This window comes from Heyndrickxia sp. MSNUG, from assembly GCF_049532715.1.
Taxonomy (GTDB): domain Bacteria; phylum Bacillota; class Bacilli; order Bacillales; family Cytobacillaceae; genus Mesobacillus.
This window is the reverse complement of sequence record NZ_CP150978.1, coordinates 1181394-1203072: the sequence shown is the minus strand read 5'-3', so window position 1 is coordinate 1203072 and position 21679 is coordinate 1181394. Positions and strand designations below refer to the sequence as shown.

Here is a 21679-nt window from a genome sequence, read left to right as displayed (position 1 = left end):
TTTGACTTCATTGGGCGGACCGAAGCGACTCGAGGGGCTAGGCGCTGGAGCTGGACATTTCTCGAAGTGCATTTTATACTTTCTTATCTGTTAACGAAAACCCGGCAGAATATATCTGCCGGGTTTTTGTATTAGTTCCTAATTCTCAAGCTTCCAGGTTTGGACATCATCTGCTTCGATAATACCCATCACGACATCATCCACATCCGGATCGGCCAGGACCTTATCCCTGACCCTGAATTTAATATCATCTGCATCTGCAAGGGTAAGACCTTTACGAAGCTCTAGATAGCTTTCGACGTGATATTGTCTGCCTTCCTGGATAATCCTTAATTTGTTGATATCGACTACATCTCTATCTGAAAGGATGGTTTTTGCGATTCTGTCTTCCAGATCTTTTGGGGCAGCTACACCTATAAGGCCGATTGTATTCTCATACCCAATCTTTAAAGCAATGCCTACCAGCAATAGCCCAATCAACAGTGTCCCTAGTCCATCGAGAAAATAATAGCCTGTAACGTCTGCCAGTACGATTGATGCTAGAGCCAGCAGCGCTCCAAACGTAGCAATCAAATCTTCGTAAAATACCAGCCTGGTCGGAGGTGCTGCGCGATTGACATTCTTAAAAGCATTAGCGATCAGCCCGGTTCCGTTTCCTTCTGTCCGCGTTTCATGTGCAATTTCCTTCATTGCCTTTAACAGAATGGATCCATCCACAAGTACCGCCAATCCCATTATCGCAACATTAAGCCAGAGGCTGGTTGAGGCTTTCGGGTGCTGAATCAGCTCCCAACCTTTGAGAATGGTCTCGTATGCCATTATTGAAATGATGATTACGGCAATGAGCACAAATAAGTTCACGACTCTTCCAAATCCCATTGGGAAACGTTTTGTTGCCTCTTTTTCAGAAATAGAGCTTCCAATAAAAACAAAGAATTGGTTCAATGCGTCTGCGACTGAATGCAGAGTCGTAGCAAGCATCGTTCCACTCCCGCTAACACCTGCCGCTATTCCTTTCACTACTGCAAGAAATGTATTTCCTAGTGCCGCAATCCCGGATGATTTATTGCCTCTCTTAAAAAATTCGACCACTGAAGCCATTCATTCACCTGCTTTTTTTGATTTCTTTATATACTAGTTAAATGTTCTTTTACATTTTTCACATTACAGGTATCTTTAAACATTTAATTTATACAATCAAAAGAACTTTCACAAAACAAATACCCATTGGGGAGTTTCAATGGGGTATCTTTTGAAATATGAGCAAGCTATACTTTTTTCTCATGTCCTGTTTTTACTTGCTTCTGTCATCCACTTGCTGTATGCATTAAAGCGCTGCTTTATATTTAGAAAAATGTCATCAATCAATAGCTCGATTCCGATGGATGTAAGCGAGAATATATTTGCATAGTGTTTCTTGACTTCCCACTTTAATTCATGCTTGCCGCAAATGCTGTATTTATTTACCTCTTCCATCTCTTTGCTCAGCAATGCGAGCTGCTGTTCCTTTTCGCTCTCCGGAAGAATGATTATCTCATCGATTTTTTTTATATATTCAAGTGACTTGAGGATTTTCTCGTGGACTTCATCATATGTCTTTTGATCAACCAGTCCATACTTCAGCTTAAAAGCATTCAGTTTTTTGGCTGACTCATAAGTTGAGTTGACGATGTCATTTCTGCTCATATAATCAGTTTCAAAGCTGAGCATGTATTTCCAGGATGGCTGGGTTATTGCTTTTCGATGATCTTCAATACTGTGGCAAAATTTCTTGTATCCATATTTTTCGGGATTTTCGAATGCCGGGCTTGCCGGATCAAGGAAGGGTGCTAGAGGTGCGACAAAGTAAGAAAGCCTTAAATCCTGTCCGCACGCGATGTGAATCTTCTCACAAAAATCAACATTACTGAGCGCATTTTGGTAATCCTGATGGGGAATGCCGACCATGAAAAAGATATCTATTTTTTTGCAGCTATGCTTTAAAGCTGACTGCAGTGTTTCAATAACCTTGGCATTCGTACAATTAAATTTGCCATTGTAGCGGCGGATTTTTTCATCATGTGTTTCTAACGTGAGTTCTATGCTGTATTTAGGGATAACCTTCTCTATCTTCTCGAAGAATTCCTCATTCGCATATTGGAATAACTCAAATACCAATTCATTCTTAAGTTTGATTTTTCCTAACCGTTCAAAGAACTCGTCGACATAGTCCTTACCGTTCTGGCGGATATCATGCAGGATAAAAATAGGTGCCCTGCTAAAGCGCTGGATGAAAAGAATATCTTCTACAAGCTTCTCCGGTGACCGTTTAGCAAGAACTTTCCGATTGCAATTATCCTTGTACGATTGTTTGGAGCCTCCGCAAATCAGGCATCCCTGGGTACAGCCCTTTGCTGTCAAGATCGCTGTATTTGGATATTGAAGCCAGCCTTTATATGGAAGTGGATCAAGAAAGTTTTTATATTTAAATACCGATTTAATTGTGTATCGGTAACCTGGTATATCAAATTCATCCAAACTGTCAGGCACATGGCTTAAAGAATTATATGTGGGCTTTCCATCCTTCTTCCAGGTTAGGTTTGGGATGCCTCCAAGCTGGGGAGTGCCCTTTTTCAGGCTGTTTATCAGAAGGAGCATTAATTTCTCTGTTGAATCTCCTCTCATTATAAAATCAATAAAAGGATATTCAATCAGCTCTTTATGGTAATAAGTTGCGGAAAGCCCTCCCAAAATCACCGGGGTATCCGGATGCAGCTTTTTAACTATTTTCGCTAATTCGATACTTCCATGGGCATGGGGCAGCCAGTGCAAATCGATGCCAGTAGCCCTTGTCCTGAGTTTTTTCAGCTTCTTTTCCACATCAAAATTCCCATCCATCAGCATCCGGTTTGCGATATTAATAATTTTTACCCGCATGCCATGCCGTTCAAGATACTCTGCAATGCTTGTCAACCCAATAGGATACATTTCAAAAACTGGTGATGATGGGACAACGTCGCTGATTGGGCCAGCCAGCAGAGTATTCTTCCGAAAATCAAAAACACTAGGGGCATGAAGCAATACTAAGTCGTACTTCAATTGAATCACCTCGGGTAGATTGGATACTCTATTAAACTGCCTAAAAAGGTACTGGAGGATTACACCCTAATCATAACGCTAAAGGGATTCGTCCCAATCGAACAAAGACAACTATTTTGTGAACGACTGACCGTGATCTCCTAACTGAACCTTGAAATATATATAAATAAAGGTTTAGACCATTTATGAATATTTTGTGTTGTGTATTTTATTTATGGGGAATTGTATTTCTAGTTTCAATGGATTGAAAAAACAAAGAGACTGCCCAATTTAGCAGTCCCTTTAAAATATTCCTCATAATATTATCTTTTAAAGAAGTCTTTTTCCTTAGGAAGACTTTATTCCACCTTGGTTGCTGCTTCTTTATTTTAACTTTTCTCCCACGCATGCATTTAAATGCTGCAATCATTTAGCATTTCTCTTGTTGTACCATTAACATTTCTTCCTCCACCCTGCCTAACTTAAGCAGATGAGAGTCGAGACGCTTATGGATTGTGCTGAATTCTGCGTTATTCTTCACTTCGGCCTTTGCCAATAGTTCTTGCAATGCATTTTCTATCTTTGCGGATTGCATTTCTTCCATACGCTCAAGCGCATCTTTTATGTCTGTGATATCAATCTGGTTCGATGTGACACGATGTTCAATGCTATCCACTTTTTCAAGCCGCTCAAGTCTTTTTTCAATTTTTTCAGCTCTTTTATTCAATGAATCAATTGAATGTCCAATATCCTTTAAGAGATTAAAGATCTCAGAAATATTCCCTTCCGCTGTCATCGTTCATGCCCCCTTTATACTGACTTAAGAACATTTTATCACCATAAGACACATCGATATGTTACAAAACTGGGAACAATCAAGGGCGTTGTTTGAATTTTAGACATAAATGAACGTCATTGTAGATCGATCTTCATCAATAACTTTTCAGCATTCTTATCAAGGAATAACCGAAAGTATGCTCCAGCACCCTGGTAAACGTAAAGCCATAAGCCTCTTCAGTGTCTTTAGAGGTCTTTCCTTCTTGTTTGCAATAAGAATCAGAAGTGACTAGTTGCTTCCGGATGTTGCTTTTAGCCCGATGATTCCTATTAAAATGAAGGCTACAAACATAAGTCTTAACAGGCCTTTTGGTTCCCCAAACAGGACAATTCCAAGAATGACTGCTCCGGCAGCGCCAATTCCTGTCCAAATAGCATATGCAGTACCGATGGGCAGCGTTTTAACAGCCATCGACAAAAAATAAAAGCTAATAGCCATTCCGAGCAAGGTAATGACCGATGGGAGCACCTTTGTGAATCCCTCTGTATATTTTAAACCGATTGCCCAAACGACCTCAAAAACACCTGCGATGATTAAAAACACCCAAGCCATTTACAACTCTCCTTTTCAATGAAAAAACCCGGGAGATATCTGAGGATATCTCCCGGGTTTTTATCCCTCCGTGTACACAGGTATTCCTGTGCGCCCTCTCTCGGACCAGGCCAGCAAGCTGCGGAACCCTAGAGGACTTTTTCATAATTTGTATGGTAACATAATCAAAACACACAGTCAAAGCCTGCTTAATCAATTACATGAAGCTGGGGGGACTTATTCATCATTGTTTCATATTCTGTTGACGGCAGCGGAGGTGAATAGAAATATCCCTGAACCTCAAGGCAGCCAAGCGACTTCAGCAAATCAATCTGCGATTTGGTTTCGACTCCCTCTGCAATCACCTTCAGCTTCAGATTATTCGCCATAGAGACGATTGTCGAGATAATCTCCCGGTTCTCCTGTGAATCGGAAATAAAGCTTTGGTCAATTTTCAAGCGGTCAACAGAGAGTTTACTTAAATAACTTAATGAACTGTAACCTGTGCCGAAGTCATCAATACTTACTTCGATGCCAATCCGCCTTAGAGCCTGGAGCTGGGCATTAATGCTGTCCTCTTTTTTAATCATGATGCTTTCAGTTACTTCAATTTCGATCATATCTCCCTTGAGGTTAAACTCCTTGAGGGCTTGCTCCATGAATGTAACAAAATCTTCTTGATAAAAATGAATAATTGAGATATTGATTGAAGTCCTGGGCACTTCATACCCAACTTCTCCCCACTTTACCAGCTGTTCGAACACTTTCCGGATAATCAGCCTCTCGAGAGGAACAATTAAATTGGCCTCTTCAGCAATCGGTATGAAAACGCCTGGAGGAATCATTCCATGGTGGTGATGCTTCCACCTTGCCAGCGCTTCCGCACCGGTAATTTCATTTGTCGACGCGTTATATTTGGGCTGGTAGAAAACGGTCAGTACATTATTATTGATTGCATTCCGCAAGTCATTTTCAAGTTCAAATTTATTCAAACTTTGGTCAATCATGCTCTTATCGAAAAACTGAAAATGATTTGAGCCGTTTTCCTTCGCTTTATACATCGCCATATCGGCATATTTCAAGATCAAATCAAGCTCATTGGCGTCATCAGGAAAATTTGAGATTCCAATGCTTGCTGTAATAAGAAACTCTATTCCTTCCGCAAAAATCGGTGACTGAAATGCTTTTACAATCTTTGAGGCAATCTCCTCTGGTTTACAAGGTCCAGGAGCCAGGACTGCAAATTCATCTCCGCCAATCCTTGCGATCAAACAGTTTTCAGGTATCACTTCCGTAAGCTTCTTTCCAATTTGCATTAAAATTTTATCTCCAAAAGAATGCCCGAATGTATCATTAATTCTTTTAAAACGGTCAAAATCAAGATAAATTAACGAAAAGTTGTCACCCTTAATAAATAGCCCTGACATTACCTTTTCCAAATTGCGCCTGTTGGGCAAATTGGTGAGTTCATCATGGTATGCAAGATATTCGATCAGCTTGTCTGCCCTATTCTTTTCCGTTATATCTCTGACGATCCCGAAAACGCCAACGACCTTATCCTTTACAATTATTCTTACGGCTGTAATTCTCACATTTGCAGACGTAAGGTCCCCTCTCTTAAGTGATGTTTCAATCACTTTCGTTTCTCCACTCAGGACCTTCATAAAATATTGTTTAATCTTCATCTCTTCTTCACTACGGTCAATCAACTGGATAAAATGAACCCCGGCCAGCTCACTGGCGGAATATCCTGTCAGGTCAGTTGCTTCTTTATTGACATTAAGAATATTGCCTTTTAGGTCAACCCTAAAAACCGCATCGGGATTGTGGTTGAACAATGATAAATGTGACTGGACATTTTTCATGATCAGCCTTTCTCCAAATACATCTGGAACGAGCATAAATAGCAAGTTCGCTGCCGCCATAAAAATAAAAGGAGCTATAAATGCGTATTTTCCCGTCCCCTCTGGTGCAGCAACAATGGAAGTCAGCAAAATATATGGAATACCAGCCAGTGCCATTCCTCCAAACACACAGCCAGTATATTTATACTTTCTCACAAACTCATATATATCCTCATTTGTGATTTGCATTAAAAACCTGAGTAACGAAAAAGCCGTTACTAAAATGAACAAATACGAAAAAGCAAGCAGCATAGGTTGAACATCAATCGAATGCTTAAAAATAATCGAGAAAGCCCCGTAATCTGCAACTATGATACTTGTCCCTATTAACAAACTGGTGAAAATATATTGTGAAGTGTTCGCAATATCCCTTTGTGCCAAATTCAGGGCAGCATATGATCCGAGACCGCATATGCCAAAGAATAAAATAAAGTACAAATAAAAATTACTTGTAGAAAAAGGCACGCCAGCAGAAATAATCACGAATAAATGAGTTAGCCAAAATGTCAGTGCCAGCAGTAACGAATAAAAGACCATATTTCGTCTTTTTCTATCTGTTTGCCTTTTGACTTGCCTGCTGAATTCAACAGCGATAATGCTAGTGATTATTGAAAAGACAACAGTCAAGGCGACGTTATTAAAATCGAATATGTATATGCGGGGAATATCCATCCTGCCCCTCGTTTCTTTAAGAAATTTTTCTGGTCTATTTATAATCATTATACAGTAGTAGCAGTAAAAATCGGCTTAATCCATGAATATTTTTCCAGAATATCGTACTAAAACAGTGAATATGAATTGAATTTCATAACCACTTATCATTCCAGAATTATCCTGAATTTATTATAATAGAAGCAGGGAATAAGAAATTTAAATCACTGCATGCTTGCCACTCTGCTACCTTACTCCAGATGCTATAGCCACACTTATTTTATCGACAGTATCTATGCAATATTAAGGGATTTGAACAGGTTATTTCGGCTTTCCTGCATGTACTGATTTAACAAATCCATTCTTTAAAGAAAGGCATCCTAAATCATATGGGAGGAGGAATCATGATGAAACTGGATCACAACAAAACCCCGAAACGGCCTTCCTTTAAGAGTTCATTTATGAAAATGCCAAACGCCCATTTCAAGTTGTGGATCGCTTTTCTCAGTTCATGTTTTTGCGGCTATATGATTGGAATGTCATTAGACTGGGGTTTCGGGTATTATCCTATATTTACTGTTATGGGTGTATTAGGAGGTGCTTCAGGAGTTTTTCTGTATAAGAATGTCTTTTCAAGGAATCGCAATTTAAAAGATGCTTACAATGAGGATGGCAAAGTTTGGCCAGTTATTGAAGTTACGGCTGAAGATGTACGAAAGGCCGTTCGTGTCTTTTCAGATCAATTGCCACAAGGTGTGTATCGGACAATCCTGGTAAAAGACGATCACAGTATTGATTTTGAACAGCTTGCAACAATCATGAAAGGAATCCCAGCGCGGAAGTTTTACATGTCGAAGGAAACATATGACATTTTTGAGGAAAACGAAAAAGAAATCGCGATTACAATCGATCATGTACAAAAAGCTGTCGACCTATATGTAAAAGAAAATAAACAATTTCCCATGCTTCCATATGATCCATTAAACAGGGTCAACTATTACCAGCTGCTTCAAGCACACTGTCTTGACACACAGCCTGATCTTGAACTTTATATAACTAAATACGACGGGCTGGTAACCCATATAAAGCCTAAGAAGAATAGCACGGGAAATTGATACAGCGATTCTTCTAATTTGAATTCGCTTTTTTTTGCTGCAATTTGCTGATTATTGTTTGATGAGTAACCATACCTTGAAATCCAAGGTGTTTCCGAAAGATTTACTTTTGGAAAACCCTAAAAATACAGAATCCGATTTTTGCTTTTAGTAGTGGAAAGCAACTTTTTATGAATTGCCTTATTTAGAACATTATGCTGATTAGATAAAAGCCAAGCAACATAAAAATCAGGAAGATGATTGTTGTTGAGACCTTTATAAGTTTATTGGCTGAAGCGAATGTTTGACTGTTGATGTTCTTTCTCACTGCAAAATAATGGATTGTCGCAAAAATCAAGATGATTATACCAGCTATCAAAGAAAAGACGCTGACAAACACTGCTATAGTATCAGCAATCTCGCTGACTATACGTATATTGTTAAAATGCAGGCTCGATGCCAGAAATCCGATTCCTATAATGGCAATGGAAGTCCTGACCCAAGCAAGATATGTCCGTTCATTCGCCAGGTGCTGCTGGATGTATTTTGACTCAAGAGATTTTTCTTCTTCCAAGCTCTTCACTCCCATTGTTTTCTCTTTATTTTCAGATCCTTAATCTTCCCAACATCCAGTTTACCACGATAGGTTTATATTTTACTTCTAGGGTGCTCATCTCCCATTCACTTACTACCTGTTTTATTTTCCATCCTCTTGGTAATTTTTTAGTCAATTGAATGCTGAGATGAGAGAATCATGGTTTATCCTTTACCAGCAAACAAATGAGCCGTTGGACTGTACGCTTTACAATAAAAAAACTCAACCTAAAAAATCACGGCAGAGTGATCAGGCTGTGATTTTTTATGTTGAGTGATACGCTATAATGAAGAGAGGAGGCTGATTCTGTTGGAAAATGAGAAAAAAGAATTTCCTGTATATGAACTTGATGAAGAAACATTATTTATGGTTTCCCAAACTTTCAAAGCACTCTCCGACCCTACCCGCCTTAGAATTTTACACCTTCTATTCCATGGTGAGCATTCAGTGAATGAAATTGCAGAAAAGCTCTCTCTGCTGCAGTCAACTGTTTCCCATCAGCTTCGTTTCTTAAAAAACCTTAGGCTGGTCAAATTCAGGAGAGAAGGAACGACCCTATTTTATACACATGACGACGAGCATGTAATCGAACTGTTAAAAAAAAGCATAGAACATGCCAGCCATCATTGATTGGCTGGCATTATTTCTATTAATTGCATGGTTCATGCGCGCATGGACAGCCGTTCTCTTCCCCTTCAACCTGTAATGTGCTGTGTTCGATGCCAAAGTCGTCGTGCAGCAGTTCCTGTGCTTGATGAAGGACTCGATCATGAAGCCCTTCCCCTGCAACGGCGATGTGGCCGCTTAGCATGGCTACACCTGAAGTAATCGACCAGACATGGATATCATGAACATCTGCTACGTTCGGGATTTTCATCAGCGCATCCTTTACATCGTTTACCTTGATTTGTGCAGGTGTGCCCTCCATCAGGACGTGGAAAGACTCTTTTGTTACCCTCCACCCGCTTATGATAATTAGAACTGCCACGGCGATACTTGCGATTGGATCAGCCAGCCCCCAGCCGAAGAAATAGATGAGTAAAGCGGCTGTAATGGCTCCAACAGAACCTAGCATATCACCAAGCACATGTAGGAACGCACTTCTTACGTTTAAATTTTCATCCTTGTCACCGCGCATCAGAATCCATGCAGCGATGATATTAACAATGAGGCCAATGACCGAAATCGTCAGCATGCCCATGCTTTGTACCTCTGGAGGATTCAGGAGCCGATGATAGGCTTCATAAAAAATATAGATGGAGATCAAAATCAAAGTCAGTCCGTTTAAAGCAGCAGCAATGATCTCAAATCTTTTATAGCCGAATGTCTTCGAATGTGTCGCTTTCCGTTCGCCGAGCTTCATCGCGAATAAACTTAAACCTAAGGCTGCCGCATCACTCAGCATGTGGCCTGCATCCGAAAGCAGCGCAAGGCTGTTCGTCAAAAACCCACCGATGACCTCAACAACCATAAATGAAGCAATTAACAGGAAAGACCAGAATAGTGCTTTTTTATTGTTAGTATGGCTGTGGCTGTGGCCGTGACTATGGCCATTACTGTTGCCATGTGAATGATGATGCCCCATAAATAATCGCCTCTCTCTCTACCTTTATATGAATATATGCTCATATATATAATTATGACTCAATGCTAAAAAAGGTTCAACTTATTTTTAATGCTTCAAATTTGATTACCAATTGATCCCTAGCGTCTTTAATGACGGCAGAAGCACCATATTATAAACTTCTTCACCTGTTGTTATAAATACCTTTTTAGTATTGGTTTTACACTAAGAAATATAAAAATATTTCTGTAAGCAGGTTAAACGATTCCTTCATTATGGAGCCATAATAAAAAACCGCTGAAATCAGCGGTTTGATTGTATCTATAAATATTTTCGGTGGATGCCTTTGCCATCATATGTGTACAGCATCGCCCTTCCCTCGACAATCGTTTCAATGTGGCATTTACGGCCCCATAACTGGTGTATATATGGAAGCACCTTTTCCAGGTATTTAATATCCAGTTCAATACCCTCATAGCCGTGCTGGATATAAAGCTCCCCATTTTTCAGGTAGTCGCCGTCGGTAACGGACAAATAAGGAAACCCTCCATTTACTCTCATGCTGACGAGCTGGTCACGAACCTGCTCCCATGCTTTGTCGACTACTTTGTATTCCCTTCCTTGTTTTTGGAAAAGATACATATCTTCCCGCATGACCAGATCTTTTGTCAGATAGTTGCGCAAAAAGGAGATATCCGACTCAATCTCTCTGACCTCAAACATTTTTTCACGGCCTGAACCAGGTTTTACTCCGTGCCGTTTCATTTCTTCTGTAGGATTATTGTAGCGTTCCTCAATGTCCTCGAATATTTTTATCCCAAGGTAATAAGGATTAATCCCTGTCTTCGAAGGCTGGACAACACCTGCATTCAGCTTGGCGAATTCAATCGCTTCACCGCTCGTCAAATCCATTTCCCTGAGAATTCTTTGATGCCAGAACGAAGCCCAGCCTTCATTCATGATTTTCGTTTCAAGCTGCGGCCAAAAGTACAGCATTTCTTCACGCATCATTGTTAAGATGTCACGCTGCCAATCAGCCAAATAGGGGCTGTAGCTTTCAATAAATAATAATAAATCCTTTTCGGGACGCGGTGGAAACTTCTTTTTCTTTGGAGCCTCTTTTTCATTGGACTTCTTTGTTTCAAGTCCCCATAAATCATCATACGGTGTCGCGGGCGGTGAAGGATCATCCTCTGATTCATCCTCAGCAGACCATGAGAGCTTAGGCCTCATCAATGATGGGTCGATGTGCTCCTCAATGGCAAGCACCGCGTCCAGGAAGGATTCTACAGCTTGCTTCCCATGCTCGATTTCATACCTTCTAATCCGGTCAGCAGTAGCAGCCATACTTTCAACCATATCACGCTTCGTATTTTGGAATCGGACATTATTTTTGAAAAAATCGCAATGCGCCAAAACATGCGCAACAATGAGCTTGTTTTGAATCAAGGAATTAGAATCAAGTAAAAAGGCATAACAAGGATTTGAATTGATGACAAGTTCATAGATCTTCGATAGCCCGAGGTCATAGTGAAGTTTCATTTTATGAAATTGTTTTCCAAAGCTCCAATGCGAAAATCTTGTAGGCATACCATATGCACCAAATGTATAGATGATTTCTGCAGGACATATTTCATATCGCATCGGATAAAAATCAAGACCGAATCCCTTGGCGATTTCGGTTATCTCAGAAATGGCATATTCCAATGACTTTTGATCTTCTGACACCATCTCTCCCCCTTTCACTTCTTACCACAATGTATGAGCAAAAAGGGAGAAAGATGAACGGGTTATCGGGTTTGCAAAAACTTTACTGCTGTGCTTGTTCGGTCACGGTAAGGTTCAGCAGCCTTTTGTTTTTCAAATCATGTGTGATTTGTACAGTGGCAATTAAAGGCTGGCCATCGGCCGTTACTTTGAATTGAAAGGAATCGACAACTTGGCCATCACTCAATTGTTTCCTGCCCATATATTGATAATCCCGGACTTCTTCACCAGGAAAGTCCTCTTTGATGACAGCAGTGGCAATTCGTCCGTATTTTTCGTAATCAGGTCTTTGGGCACTGACATCAAGATTATTCATGCTTAGCAGAATAACCAGTGTGGCAAACATAGGTGCGAGATATTTTTTCATTAAACATGCTCCTTTTCATGGGATATTTTATTTTCCATCAGTAGCAAGTTGAATATGTACAGAAAGGCCAGAGGAAAAAATACCCTGTTTATACCGCTGCTAAAAGGGATTAGTTTATACAGGTAAAACTTGAAAAACCCTGTAAACAGGGACGACCAACATTTTCTGAGCAAGTTCCCGCTTTAACTCCATATAATATTATCAACTCCTTACAAGGAGGAACGGATATGACTAAATCGGATTATGATCGCGCCTTATATTACACGCATAGATCACAATGGGATAACTTGCTTATCCTGATGGTCAGGACAGAGGACCAATTCCTGGCCAAAAAGATCGAACATTTTCTCCACGCTTACAATTTTGAAAAAGACTATTCTGTCATTGAAAAACGCCTGTATTCTCTGCTTAGATACATCGACCACGCAAATGAAGCCGCCGGCGATGACTTCCTGGAAACCGCTGTTAACGGCTTGATTTAAAATGAGAATTCCACCAAAAAAACACGGTCACCTATATTAAGGTGCCGTGTTTGCTTTGTTTTATTCGACCCTTTTGACTGTAAAACTTTCCATTCCATGAATTCGAATTCAGGCTGAAGGTGGCTGATGATCGACCAACTGGTTTCTTACTGCATATAATGCAGCCTGAGTGCGGTCGGCAAGTCCAAGCTTTGCCAGAACATTGGATACATGTGTTTTCACTGTTTTCTCGGTAATGAACAAGGAAGAGGCAATTTCTTTATTGCTTTTTCCGCTGGCAATTTCCTTTAGCACCTCCAGCTCACGCTTAGTAAGATTATCTAACGGTTTTCTTTCCTGCCTGTTATTGCTTGATAAATGTTTCATTACAAGGGATGTGGCTTTTGGATGAAGCTGGTCCTCCCCATTCATGATTCTCTTGATGGACGAAACGAGTTCGTCAGGCTGAATATCCTTTAATTGATAGCCTGACGCCCCAGCTTCCACAGCTGGAATGACATGCTCCTGGTCGGAAAAGCTAGTCAGCATCATGATTTTTATCTCCGGTAATTCTGATTTAATCATTTTCGTCGCCTGGATGCCATCCATTTCTGGCATGACCAAATCCATCAGAATTAGATCAGGATTCAATTTTCGCGCAAGCTCGACTGCTTCCTTTCCATTTGCGGCCTCACCCACGACCTCTATCATTTCCTGAGTCTTTAGGAAAAAGACTAATCCCCGTCGGACAACATGATGGTCATCTGCGGTCAGAACTCTAATTGCCATACTCCGTTCCTCCTTTATTTCTATATTTAAGATAATAAAACTTTATACTGGAATGGTAACGATGATAGACGTACCTTCATCCATCTTGCTTAAAAGCTCGAGTTTCCCGCCCAATGCTGCTGCTCTTGTCTTCATGCTTTTTAAGCCGAGGGAAGGAATTTCTTTGTTCGGATTAAAGTTGAAACCACAGCCATCGTCATTTATAGTCATTGTCACCAGCTCGTTTTTGATTTCTAATTTAAGCTCTACTTTTTCCGCCTGTGCATGCTTCTTGCAATTCGCAAGAGCCTCCTGGCCAATTCTCCATAGTGTTTCCTCCACTTTTCCGGGCAGGCTCGATACGCCCGAGACTTCGGTTTCAAGGGGAAGCCCAAGCATTTCTGAATAACCAGCGAGCGCGCAAATGATTCCATTTTCTAGCCCCCGTGGACGAAGCTGCCAAATAAGCGCCCTCATTTCACCTTGAGCTTCCTGGGCTAAATCCTGAATATAAGCAAATGTTTCCTTCACTTGATCAGTGTCCGACATTTCAGCTCCGGCCCTCGCTGTCAGACTAAGCGAAAACAACAGCTGATTAACTGAGTCATGGAGATCCCTCGCCAGCCGGTTTCGTTCAGCTGCCAGAGCCAAATCATGTTCTTGCTGAGTCAGCTTTATTCTTTTAATTGCGGTACCAATTTGGAACGCGATTGCCTCGAGCAATGCAAGCTCCTCGACTTTAAAATGAGTCTTATTTGGCGAACCTACATTGAGGACCCCAAACTTTTCATCTCCTGCTCTTAAAGGTACCGTTGCATGATGTGTCAGTCCATTCGTCTCACCACTATTATTGATAATTGCATCCTCTATCCTCTTGCATTCAAATATGTTCGTGGCTTTATTCAAACGGCCGTCATTATATCGATCCACACACCAGCAGCCGCCATGGCACATCGGTTCATATTTGTTCAATGAAAGGGCTGGTGGAAGTTCAGCCTTCGCAGCCAGCTGGTAGCTGCCTTGTTCATCTATCAGAAAAATCCAACCTGTTTCAAGCCCTGTAATATGTAAAAGCTTTGCTAAAACCTCTGTTAAAACTCGATTGATTTCAGTTCCCTCATTCAGTAATTCAGCAATTTCCTTCAAAATACTGATTTCAGAATTCTTCCTTTCAACCATCAAGATCCCCCCATTTTTTCCATTATATCTTTTTTGGAAAAATTACGCTTTCGAAAAAAGTCTGAAATCTCCTCAGCCAAAAGTAGTAATCAGCTTTTTTTATGGCTTTGTTAAACAAGGCTGTTGATTTTCGTTCCAGGAGCTTCGCTTTCCGCGGGGCTGGCGCTGAGCCTCCTCGTCGCTTCGCTCCTTCCACTACAATCAACAGGGTTTAAAAACAACATTTCAGCTTTAACAGAGCTAATTTTATAGAGAATAATTAGTTAATGATATTTTATTTTTGGCTGTATTACTCTTGTCTGTTGATTTTCGCCCCAGTTACTCGCTTTGAGCTTAAAAAAAAATCCGAAGAGAAAAAATCTCTTCGGACCTCAATTTATATTAAGCAATCGGATATTTCTGGACTAGCGGATGAATAACAATTTCATCAATCAGCATGTGTTTAGGGGCCGATGCCATATACACTACAGCGTTAGCGATATCCTCTACTTTTAGCCAGTCATGCTTTTCAGGAAGCCCTTGTTCAGAGTTGGCAAAATACGTATCAACCATGCCCGGGTTAATTGTCCCGACGCGGATTCCGTACTCTCTCACTTCCTGGGCAAGCGAACCGCTGAAGCCCTGTACCGCATATTTAGTTGCAGTGTAGGCACTTCCGTTCGGGATTGTATATCGGCCGACATCTGAAGAAATTGTAATGATCGTACCTGATTTACGTTCCTTCATATGCGGCAATACCGCTTTCGCACCAAGGAATACCCCCTGTACATTCACTTCAAAGAGCTTCTTCCATTCTTCGACTTCCACCTCTTCAGCCATTTTGAAAAAGCCGATGCCCGCATTATTTACAAGAATGTCAATCTGGCCAAACTTTTGAAGCGTTTTTTCTGCCAGGTTCTGAACCTGCTGTTCTTCGCTGACATCCGTCTGCACTGCGATTACGTCATGAAAGCCCTTCTGCTTCAATTCCTCAGCTGTTTGGATAATATCTTCAGAGCTGCCAGCAAGAGCAAGTTTTACTCCCTGCTCAGCCAATTTGATGGCTATCTCTTTTCCAATCCCTCTTGATGCTCCTGTTACGATTGCTACCTGATCTTTTAACATTTTACTACTTCCTTTCTATCTGCAGAAACCCTAGGTGTTATACGCTTATGAATAAGCTATGAAGTTTGCGAAGACGAAAAGCTTATAAATTCTTAGCTGCTTCCATTTTTAACTCAACCAAATCCATGAAGTCTTGCTCAATTTTTTGCAGTTTTTGTTTGCTTTCAGCAAGGCTCTTGTCGTTTACGCCAAAGTAAAATTTAATTTTTGGTTCGGTTCCTGATGGGCGAAGGCACATCCATGAACCATCCTCTAGATAGTACTTAATGACATTTGATGATGGAAGCTCAATTTTTTCTTCCACATTGTTCGCATCCATTCTTACTCCTGTTAAATAATCTTCCACAGCAGTGACTTTCAATTCACCAAGATTCTTGATCGGCTCCGAACGGAAGACACCAAGCGTTTTTTGGATCAGCTCTGCTCCTTCTTTTCCTTTTAAAGTAAGGGAACGCAAACCTTCCTGATAATAGCCATACTCTTCAAAGACACTTTGAAGAGCTTCATACAATGACATGCCCTTCTTTTTATAATATGCGCATACTTCAACAGCAAGCATTGCCGCCTGCACAGCATCCTTATCGCGTGCAAAGTCACCAATTAAATAACCATAGCTTTCCTCATACCCAAATAAGAACCTGTACTCACCTGATTCCTCATATGCTTTAATTTTTTCAGCAATGAATTTAAATCCAGTCAGGACATCGATTGTTTCTACTCCAAATGATGAAGCGATATTGCGGCCAAGTTCAGAGGTAACAATGGTCTTTAACACAACGCCATTTGCCGGCATCGTCCCTTTTTCCTTCTTCTGAGTCAAAATATAATGAAGAAGCAGTGAGCCTGTTTGGTTACCTGTTAACACAACGTAATCTCCATCTGGATTCTTGACGGCAATGCCAAGGCGGTCAGCATCTGGATCTGTTGCAATCAATACATCTGCATCAATTTTCTTCCCCTCACGGATTGCCAGCTCAAATGCAGCATGTTCTTCCGGATTGGGGCTCTTGACAGTCGAGAATTCAGGATCAGGCAGCTCTTGTTCTGCTACGACGGTGACGTTCTGGTATTTCAAGTTTGTCAGTATATTGCGAACGGGCATATTGGCTGTACCATGTAATGGTGTGAAAACTACCTTTACATCAGCCTCATCCGCTAATGTTGGATTTTCAGAAATTGTCATCAATTTCTCAAGATAAGCACGGTCCACTTCGGGTCCGATCATTTTGATCAAGCCCTTTTCCCTCAGTTCCTGCTCGTCCATCACTTCAATTGACAACTCATTCTCAATTTCATTCACCTTTGCGATGACCTCATCAGCGCTTTCAGGCGGGAGCTGGCCTCCGTCATAGCCATATACTTTATAGCCATTATATTCAGGAGGATTGTGGCTTGCAGTGATCACAATACCTGCATATGCATGCAGGTGGCGGACAGCAAATGATAACTCAGGAGTCGGCCTTAATTCTTCGAAAACATATGTCTGAATGCCGCGAGACGCAAGTGTTTTCGCAGCCTCCATCGCAAACTCAGGTGATTTGTGACGGGAATCATAGGCGATCGCGACACCGCGCTGTTTTGCTTCAGATCCGTGTTGTTCTATGTACGCAGCCAGGCCAGCTGAGGCTTTTCTGACCGTATATAAATTCATTCGGTTCGTTCCTGCGCCGATTTCCCCGCGCATGCCGCCTGTTCCGAATTCGAGATTCTTGTAAAAAACTTCTTCTAAATGCTGGCCATTCTCTTTAATTGATTCTAATTCTGCTTTAAGTTCCGGGTCCAATCCAGCAAACCCTAGCCATCTTTCGGCTTTCATTTTCCAATCCATTGAATGCCCTCCTGAAGTAAAGATTTAAAATCTTACAGCTAATTATAAAACAATATTGGCTTATTTAGATAATTTTTATCTAAATTACCTCTATTGTTAGTTCGATATCGTAAAAGCATTTCCCTTTCATATATATAAAGGCTTAATGATTATTTTGTTGTTTTTTATTGCAAAATGGCGTTGAAGACCAATCATATTTATAACTGCATTTCCTATTCTCCCCTTTCCATAACAAAAGCCCGCCGAACGGCAGGCTTTCTTTTTACTACTTTTTATAATGAATCCGGTAAATATCGTGTCTGCGATCTTTTAACTGGCGAACCGTACCGTCCTGGCGCTGGCGGCGCAATACTTCAAGGTCGACATCGCCGATCATCACCATTTCAATGTTCGGGTTCGTTTCACCTACGATGCCGTCACGTGCGAATTCGAAATCTGATGGAGCGAATATGCCTGACTGTGCATATTGGATATCCATATTTTCCGTTTGCGGCAGATTCCCTACAGTACCTGAGATAACGGTATAAATCTGGTTCTCGACTGCCCGTGCCTGCGAACAGTAACGAACTCTTAAATAACCCTGCCGGTCCTCTGTACAGAAAGGGGTAAAAAGAATTTTAGCGCCCATTTCAGTTGCAATCCTCGCAAGCTCTGGGAATTCAATGTCATAGCAGATTTGGATTGCAATTTTTCCGCAATCTGTATCAAATACTTTTACCTCGTCTCCGCGGCTGATTCCCCACCATCTGCGTTCGTTTGGAGTAATATGAAGCTTATACTGTTTTTCAATTGTTCCATCCCGGCGGAACAGATAGGAAATGTTGTAAATCTCATCATCATCTTCTTTTACGAAGTGTGATCCTCCAATAATATTCACATTGTAGCGAACGGCCAGATCAGTAAACAATTCGATATACTGCTCTGTATATTCGGTCAGCTTGCGGACTGCAAGTGATGGTGTTTTTTCATCCAGGAAGCTCATGAGCTGTGCCGTGAACAGTTCAGGGAATACAGCAAAATCAGAGTCAGCATCTGAGGCCACATCTGTAAAGTATTCTACCTGATGCGCGAAATCTTCGAATGACTGGATTTGCCTCATCATATATTGAACGACACAAATGCGGACTGGGTTACTTGTTTTGAAGAAACGCTTTGACTTCGGCTGGTAGTCGACATTATTCCATTCCATCAAGGTTGCGTACTTATTGGACTGAAGGTCATCAGGAAGATAATTCGGATTGATCCTCATAAGAGTGAAGTCGTTTCTTAGCTGGAAAGATAGCACAGGATCGTAAAGCTTATGAGTTGCAACCTGTCTTACATATTCCCTTGGTGACATTTCTTCTGCATGCAGATGGTAATTGGGAATTCTCCCTCCAATAATGATACTTTTCAGATTCAATTGTCTTACAAGATCTTTCCTTGCTTCATACAATCGGTATCCAACCTTCATCCTGCGGAAATCAGGATGAGTCATCACTTCGATTCCATAAAGATTGTATCCATTTGGGTTATGGTTTGTAATATAGCCGTTGTCTGTAACATCATCCCACGTATGGCGGTCATCATATTCATCAAAATTTATAATCAGGCTTGAACAGGAGCCAACGATTTTCCCATCATATTCCGCAACAAATTGCCCTTCAGGAAAAATATCCAGGTGACTTTCCAACTGGTCACGCTTCCATGGTTCCATTCCAGGAAAGCAGCTATTCTGCATTTTTATGATTTCATCAATATCTTCAAAATTTGTATTGCGAATGTTCATTTTCTTTTCAAATTTCGATAAGTCCAGTTCCGTCGTCATAGGGTCTTACACACCTTCCATTTCTTCAATCAACATTTTATAAACATGCCCTTAATAAAAGGCTCTTTAAATAAGGCTGTTGATTTTCGTTCCAGGCGCTTCGCTTTCCGCGGGGCTGGCGCTGAGCCTCCTCGTCGCTTCGCTCCTGCGGGGTCTCACCTGACCAGCTGCGCCCGCAGGAGTCTACGTGCCTTCCACTACAATCAACAGGGTTTTAATATCAACAGTCAGCCAGAGCCTAATAAAAAATAATTACCTATCCCTATACCCTTAATCTGCTCAATTTATTACTTGTAATTTAGCTTATCCTTTTTGTTCATTTAAAAATCTGCAGTTTGATTATTTTGCTTGTAACTTAATTCACACAAAGTTAATTGAAATAGTGTATTATATTTTTTAAGATGTAATGGGATGATTGCGTGTTTTTTTATATGAAGCTTAAATAGAGAATATGTTTTTTTAGGGGGAAAGATTAGCATGGGACAAGTTAAAAAGGACTCAAGGGAGACATTTTTGTTTGCAGCATGGGCTACCTCGATCCTAGCCATTTTCGGCAGTCTGTATTTTTCAGAAATCCGCCAGTATGAACCTTGCCTGCTTTGCTGGTACCAGCGAATATTGATGTATCCATTTGCTTTGATACTCGGAATAGCCGTTGTTAAAAAGGATTATCGAATTACCTTGTATACGATGGCTATGTCAGCAGTTGGTGCAATGATTTCTATTTACCACTACTCGCTGCAAAAGGTTCCGTTCATGGCCGACAATGCGGTTACTTGCGGCAGGGTTCCATGTACGGGCCAATATATAAACTGGTTTGGTTTTATTACAATCCCATTCCTCGCACTTTCGGCTTTTATCATTATATTTACATTAAGCATGATCATCTGGAAGAAGACTAAGGAGGCAGAATGATTTGAAAAAGGTAATCATATTTTTAGTCATCATTGTTGGTTTGTTCGCAGCTTTATTTTTTGTGACAAAAGCACAAAATGAGGAAAAGGCAGAGGGCAATCCATTTGGCAAAGAAGCTCTGCACCCTGAGACAGTAAAACAGCTGGAAGATCCCAATTATCAAAATATCATTACACCGGACGAGCTTGAAAAAGCCTTAAAAAATGGTGAAGATGCAACTGTATACTTTTACAGTCCTACTTGCCCGCACTGTGTACGAACAACACCTATTGTATCTCCTCTAGCTAAGGAAATGGATGTGAACCTCGTCCAATACAATCTGCTTGAATTTGAACAAGGGTGGAATGATTACGGTATTAAATCCACGCCGACCATCGTCCAATACAAGGATGGCAAAGAAGTGAACCGCATTGTCGGCTACCAGGATGAGCCTGTATTTGAACAATGGTTTAATGAGAATAGTAAATAAAAAGCTGACCCCAGCGCCCTTCTCTAGGTGCCGGCATCCGGCCAACAGAAAAAACGCCTGCTTCGTCAAGCAGGCGTTTCGTTTGTTTGCATGAAATTTCCCGAGAGATGAGGCCCTTACAAAAGCAGACGGTTAGCAGGTTTCGTATAGGCGCTTAAATACTCTAAATGGACATGCTTTGTGTCTGAGAACTGATTGTAATTGAACGGAAAACATATTCCATAATCTGTCAACGTTTGCACATTTCTGCGGAACATGGATTGATATTTTTCAGGAATATGGCCAGACTCCAAAATAGAGATTAACGTGTTCATGCTTGTAATGACTTTAAAAGCATCTCCAAGTGTACTGAATCTCTCGAATTGCTCAGGTCTTGTATGTAATACTTCAAGACGTTCAAATTCCTGTATATCTTCATCATTGAAATATAACGGAAAAATATCAGTGTAAAAATACCTGGCCAGTTCCAAAATTTTCTCTTCTTGTCCGGGTGTAGACGCAAAAACAATTTTCAATGCTGGACCCACCTTTTTATAACCCTTTGTAATCTGTTCGTAATATATACATTTAGAATAACATATCTGTCCTCTGTAAAAGGATGGTAATTATGACCATGATGGCGGTAAAAGTTGACAAAATCACAGTGGAATGGAAACACTTTAAGTAATGTCTCTGTTAAAGCTGAATATTGATTTCTAAACCCTGTTGATTGTAGTGGAAGGCGCGTAGACTCCTCGAATTTGCTAACGCATTTCCATCGTGCGTGGGCGGTCCTGCGGG

At 40.9% G+C, this 21679-nt stretch carries 20 protein-coding genes and 1 riboswitch; of the genes, 5 read left to right on the top strand and 15 right to left on the bottom strand.

All coding sequences use genetic code 11. The features are described from left to right. Positions 1 to 138: 138 nt before the first annotated feature. From AABM38_RS05935 to AABM38_RS05915, 5 genes are all read right to left on the bottom strand, one after another. The gene (locus AABM38_RS05935; protein WP_423409565.1) at positions 139 to 1101 is read right to left on the bottom strand and encodes a cation diffusion facilitator family transporter; all 963 of its coding nucleotides are present in this window, start codon (positions 1099 to 1101) and stop codon (positions 139 to 141) included. A gap of 180 nt (positions 1102 to 1281) precedes the next feature. Further along, positions 1282 to 3078 (bottom strand): TIGR04190 family B12-binding domain/radical SAM domain protein, encoded by a 1797-nt coding sequence (locus tag AABM38_RS05930; protein ID WP_423409564.1) that lies wholly within the window; start codon positions 3076 to 3078, stop codon positions 1282 to 1284. A 409-nt stretch (positions 3079 to 3487) separates the two neighbouring features. Then, positions 3488 to 3853 (bottom strand): hypothetical protein, encoded by a 366-nt coding sequence (locus AABM38_RS05925; protein ID WP_423409563.1) that lies wholly within the window; start codon positions 3851 to 3853, stop codon positions 3488 to 3490. A 270-nt stretch (positions 3854 to 4123) separates the two neighbouring features. Next, on the bottom strand, positions 4124 to 4447 hold the full coding sequence (gene sugE, locus AABM38_RS05920) for a quaternary ammonium compound efflux SMR transporter SugE (protein WP_423409562.1): 324 nt from the start codon (positions 4445 to 4447) through the stop codon (positions 4124 to 4126). Between the two features lie 47 nt (positions 4448 to 4494). Further along, positions 4495 to 4590, bottom strand: a riboswitch (guanidine-I (ykkC/yxkD leader). A 45-nt stretch (positions 4591 to 4635) separates the two neighbouring features. After that, on the bottom strand, positions 4636 to 7002 hold the full coding sequence (locus AABM38_RS05915) for an EAL domain-containing protein (protein ID WP_423409561.1): 2367 nt from the start codon (positions 7000 to 7002) through the stop codon (positions 4636 to 4638). A gap of 383 nt (positions 7003 to 7385) precedes the next feature. On the opposite strand from AABM38_RS05915, the gene AABM38_RS05910 reads away from it, so the two are divergent. Beyond that, complete coding sequence (locus tag AABM38_RS05910; RefSeq protein ID WP_423409560.1) at positions 7386 to 8096, top strand: DUF3939 domain-containing protein; 711 nt, start codon at positions 7386 to 7388, stop codon at positions 8094 to 8096. Between the two features lie 184 nt (positions 8097 to 8280). On the opposite strand, the gene AABM38_RS05905 is transcribed toward AABM38_RS05910, so the two are convergent. Beyond that, entirely contained in the window at positions 8281 to 8649 is a 369-nt protein-coding gene (locus AABM38_RS05905) for a YidH family protein (RefSeq protein ID WP_423409559.1), read from the bottom strand. A gap of 387 nt (positions 8650 to 9036) precedes the next feature. Between AABM38_RS05905 and AABM38_RS05900 the strand changes: the two genes are divergently transcribed. Further along, positions 9037 to 9300: a metalloregulator ArsR/SmtB family transcription factor gene (locus AABM38_RS05900; RefSeq protein ID WP_335378723.1), complete on the top strand. Its 264-nt coding sequence runs from the start codon at positions 9037 to 9039 to the stop codon at positions 9298 to 9300. Positions 9301 to 9319: 19 nt separating this feature from the next. On the opposite strand, the gene AABM38_RS05895 is transcribed toward AABM38_RS05900, so the two are convergent. The 3 genes from AABM38_RS05895 to AABM38_RS05885 form a co-directional block, all read right to left on the bottom strand. Further along, entirely contained in the window at positions 9320 to 10255 is a 936-nt protein-coding gene (locus tag AABM38_RS05895) for a cation diffusion facilitator family transporter (protein WP_423409558.1), read from the bottom strand. A 300-nt stretch (positions 10256 to 10555) separates the two neighbouring features. After that, a complete protein-coding gene (locus AABM38_RS05890; protein ID WP_423409557.1) occupies positions 10556 to 11965 on the bottom strand; it encodes a SpoVR family protein in 1410 nt (469 codons plus the stop codon). Between the two features lie 79 nt (positions 11966 to 12044). Further along, complete coding sequence (locus AABM38_RS05885) at positions 12045 to 12368, bottom strand: DUF3889 domain-containing protein (RefSeq protein WP_423409556.1); 324 nt, start codon at positions 12366 to 12368, stop codon at positions 12045 to 12047. Positions 12369 to 12595: 227 nt separating this feature from the next. Here AABM38_RS05885 and AABM38_RS05880 point away from each other — a divergent pair, with 227 nt between their 5' ends. After that, positions 12596 to 12850 (top strand): YhdB family protein, encoded by a 255-nt coding sequence (locus AABM38_RS05880; RefSeq protein ID WP_207499067.1) that lies wholly within the window; start codon positions 12596 to 12598, stop codon positions 12848 to 12850. A gap of 108 nt (positions 12851 to 12958) precedes the next feature. Here AABM38_RS05880 and AABM38_RS05875 read toward each other — a convergent pair whose 3' ends face one another. The 5 genes from AABM38_RS05875 to AABM38_RS05855 form a co-directional block, all read right to left on the bottom strand. Next, positions 12959 to 13618, bottom strand: a complete 660-nt coding sequence (locus tag AABM38_RS05875; RefSeq protein ID WP_423409555.1) for a response regulator — start codon at positions 13616 to 13618, stop codon at positions 12959 to 12961. Positions 13619 to 13660: 42 nt separating this feature from the next. Continuing rightward, positions 13661 to 14776, bottom strand: coding sequence for a GAF domain-containing sensor histidine kinase (locus AABM38_RS05870; protein ID WP_423409554.1), 1116 nt, complete (start codon positions 14774 to 14776; stop codon positions 13661 to 13663). 381 nt (positions 14777 to 15157) lie between these two features. Further along, complete coding sequence (locus AABM38_RS05865; protein ID WP_423409553.1) at positions 15158 to 15880, bottom strand: SDR family oxidoreductase; 723 nt, start codon at positions 15878 to 15880, stop codon at positions 15158 to 15160. Positions 15881 to 15962: 82 nt separating this feature from the next. Beyond that, positions 15963 to 17708, bottom strand: coding sequence for a phospho-sugar mutase (locus AABM38_RS05860; RefSeq protein ID WP_423409552.1), 1746 nt, complete (start codon positions 17706 to 17708; stop codon positions 15963 to 15965). A gap of 265 nt (positions 17709 to 17973) precedes the next feature. Further along, positions 17974 to 19515 (bottom strand): GNAT family N-acetyltransferase, encoded by a 1542-nt coding sequence (locus AABM38_RS05855; RefSeq protein ID WP_423409551.1) that lies wholly within the window; start codon positions 19513 to 19515, stop codon positions 17974 to 17976. A gap of 477 nt (positions 19516 to 19992) precedes the next feature. On the opposite strand from AABM38_RS05855, the gene AABM38_RS05850 reads away from it, so the two are divergent. Continuing rightward, positions 19993 to 20430, top strand: coding sequence for a disulfide oxidoreductase (locus tag AABM38_RS05850; RefSeq protein ID WP_423409550.1), 438 nt, complete (start codon positions 19993 to 19995; stop codon positions 20428 to 20430). Position 20431: 1 nt separating this feature from the next. After that, a complete protein-coding gene (locus AABM38_RS05845; RefSeq protein WP_423409549.1) occupies positions 20432 to 20899 on the top strand; it encodes a thioredoxin family protein in 468 nt (155 codons plus the stop codon). Positions 20900 to 21015: 116 nt separating this feature from the next. Here AABM38_RS05845 and AABM38_RS05840 read toward each other — a convergent pair whose 3' ends face one another. Beyond that, positions 21016 to 21414: a YhcU family protein gene (locus AABM38_RS05840; protein WP_423409548.1), complete on the bottom strand. Its 399-nt coding sequence runs from the start codon at positions 21412 to 21414 to the stop codon at positions 21016 to 21018. Positions 21415 to 21679: the final 265 nt, after the last annotated feature.

What these genes read in the sequence shown, in the direction of transcription:
- AABM38_RS05935 (WP_423409565.1), bottom strand. Translation starts at nt 1,101, where the DNA reads ATGGCTTCAGTGGTCGAATTTTTTAAGAGAGGCAATAAATCATCCGGG.
- AABM38_RS05925 (WP_423409563.1), bottom strand. Translation starts at nt 3,853, where the DNA reads ATGACAGCGGAAGGGAATATTTCTGAGATCTTTAATCTCTTAAAGGAT.
- sugE (WP_423409562.1), bottom strand. Translation starts at nt 4,447, where the DNA reads ATGGCTTGGGTGTTTTTAATCATCGCAGGTGTTTTTGAGGTCGTTTGG.
- AABM38_RS05915 (WP_423409561.1), bottom strand. Translation starts at nt 7,002, where the DNA reads ATGGATATTCCCCGCATATACATATTCGATTTTAATAACGTCGCCTTG.
- AABM38_RS05910 (WP_423409560.1), top strand. Translation starts at nt 7,386, where the DNA reads ATGATGAAACTGGATCACAACAAAACCCCGAAACGGCCTTCCTTTAAG.
- AABM38_RS05900 (WP_335378723.1), top strand. Translation starts at nt 9,037, where the DNA reads ATGGTTTCCCAAACTTTCAAAGCACTCTCCGACCCTACCCGCCTTAGA.
- AABM38_RS05895 (WP_423409558.1), bottom strand. Translation starts at nt 10,255, where the DNA reads ATGGGGCATCATCATTCACATGGCAACAGTAATGGCCATAGTCACGGC.
- AABM38_RS05890 (WP_423409557.1), bottom strand. Translation starts at nt 11,965, where the DNA reads ATGGTGTCAGAAGATCAAAAGTCATTGGAATATGCCATTTCTGAGATA.
- AABM38_RS05885 (WP_423409556.1), bottom strand. Translation starts at nt 12,368, where the DNA reads ATGAAAAAATATCTCGCACCTATGTTTGCCACACTGGTTATTCTGCTA.
- AABM38_RS05880 (WP_207499067.1), top strand. Translation starts at nt 12,596, where the DNA reads ATGACTAAATCGGATTATGATCGCGCCTTATATTACACGCATAGATCA.
- AABM38_RS05875 (WP_423409555.1), bottom strand. Translation starts at nt 13,618, where the DNA reads ATGGCAATTAGAGTTCTGACCGCAGATGACCATCATGTTGTCCGACGG.
- AABM38_RS05870 (WP_423409554.1), bottom strand. Translation starts at nt 14,776, where the DNA reads ATGGTTGAAAGGAAGAATTCTGAAATCAGTATTTTGAAGGAAATTGCT.
- AABM38_RS05865 (WP_423409553.1), bottom strand. Translation starts at nt 15,880, where the DNA reads ATGTTAAAAGATCAGGTAGCAATCGTAACAGGAGCATCAAGAGGGATT.
- AABM38_RS05860 (WP_423409552.1), bottom strand. Translation starts at nt 17,708, where the DNA reads ATGGATTGGAAAATGAAAGCCGAAAGATGGCTAGGGTTTGCTGGATTG.
- AABM38_RS05855 (WP_423409551.1), bottom strand. Translation starts at nt 19,515, where the DNA reads ATGACGACGGAACTGGACTTATCGAAATTTGAAAAGAAAATGAACATT.
- AABM38_RS05850 (WP_423409550.1), top strand. Translation starts at nt 19,993, where the DNA reads ATGGGACAAGTTAAAAAGGACTCAAGGGAGACATTTTTGTTTGCAGCA.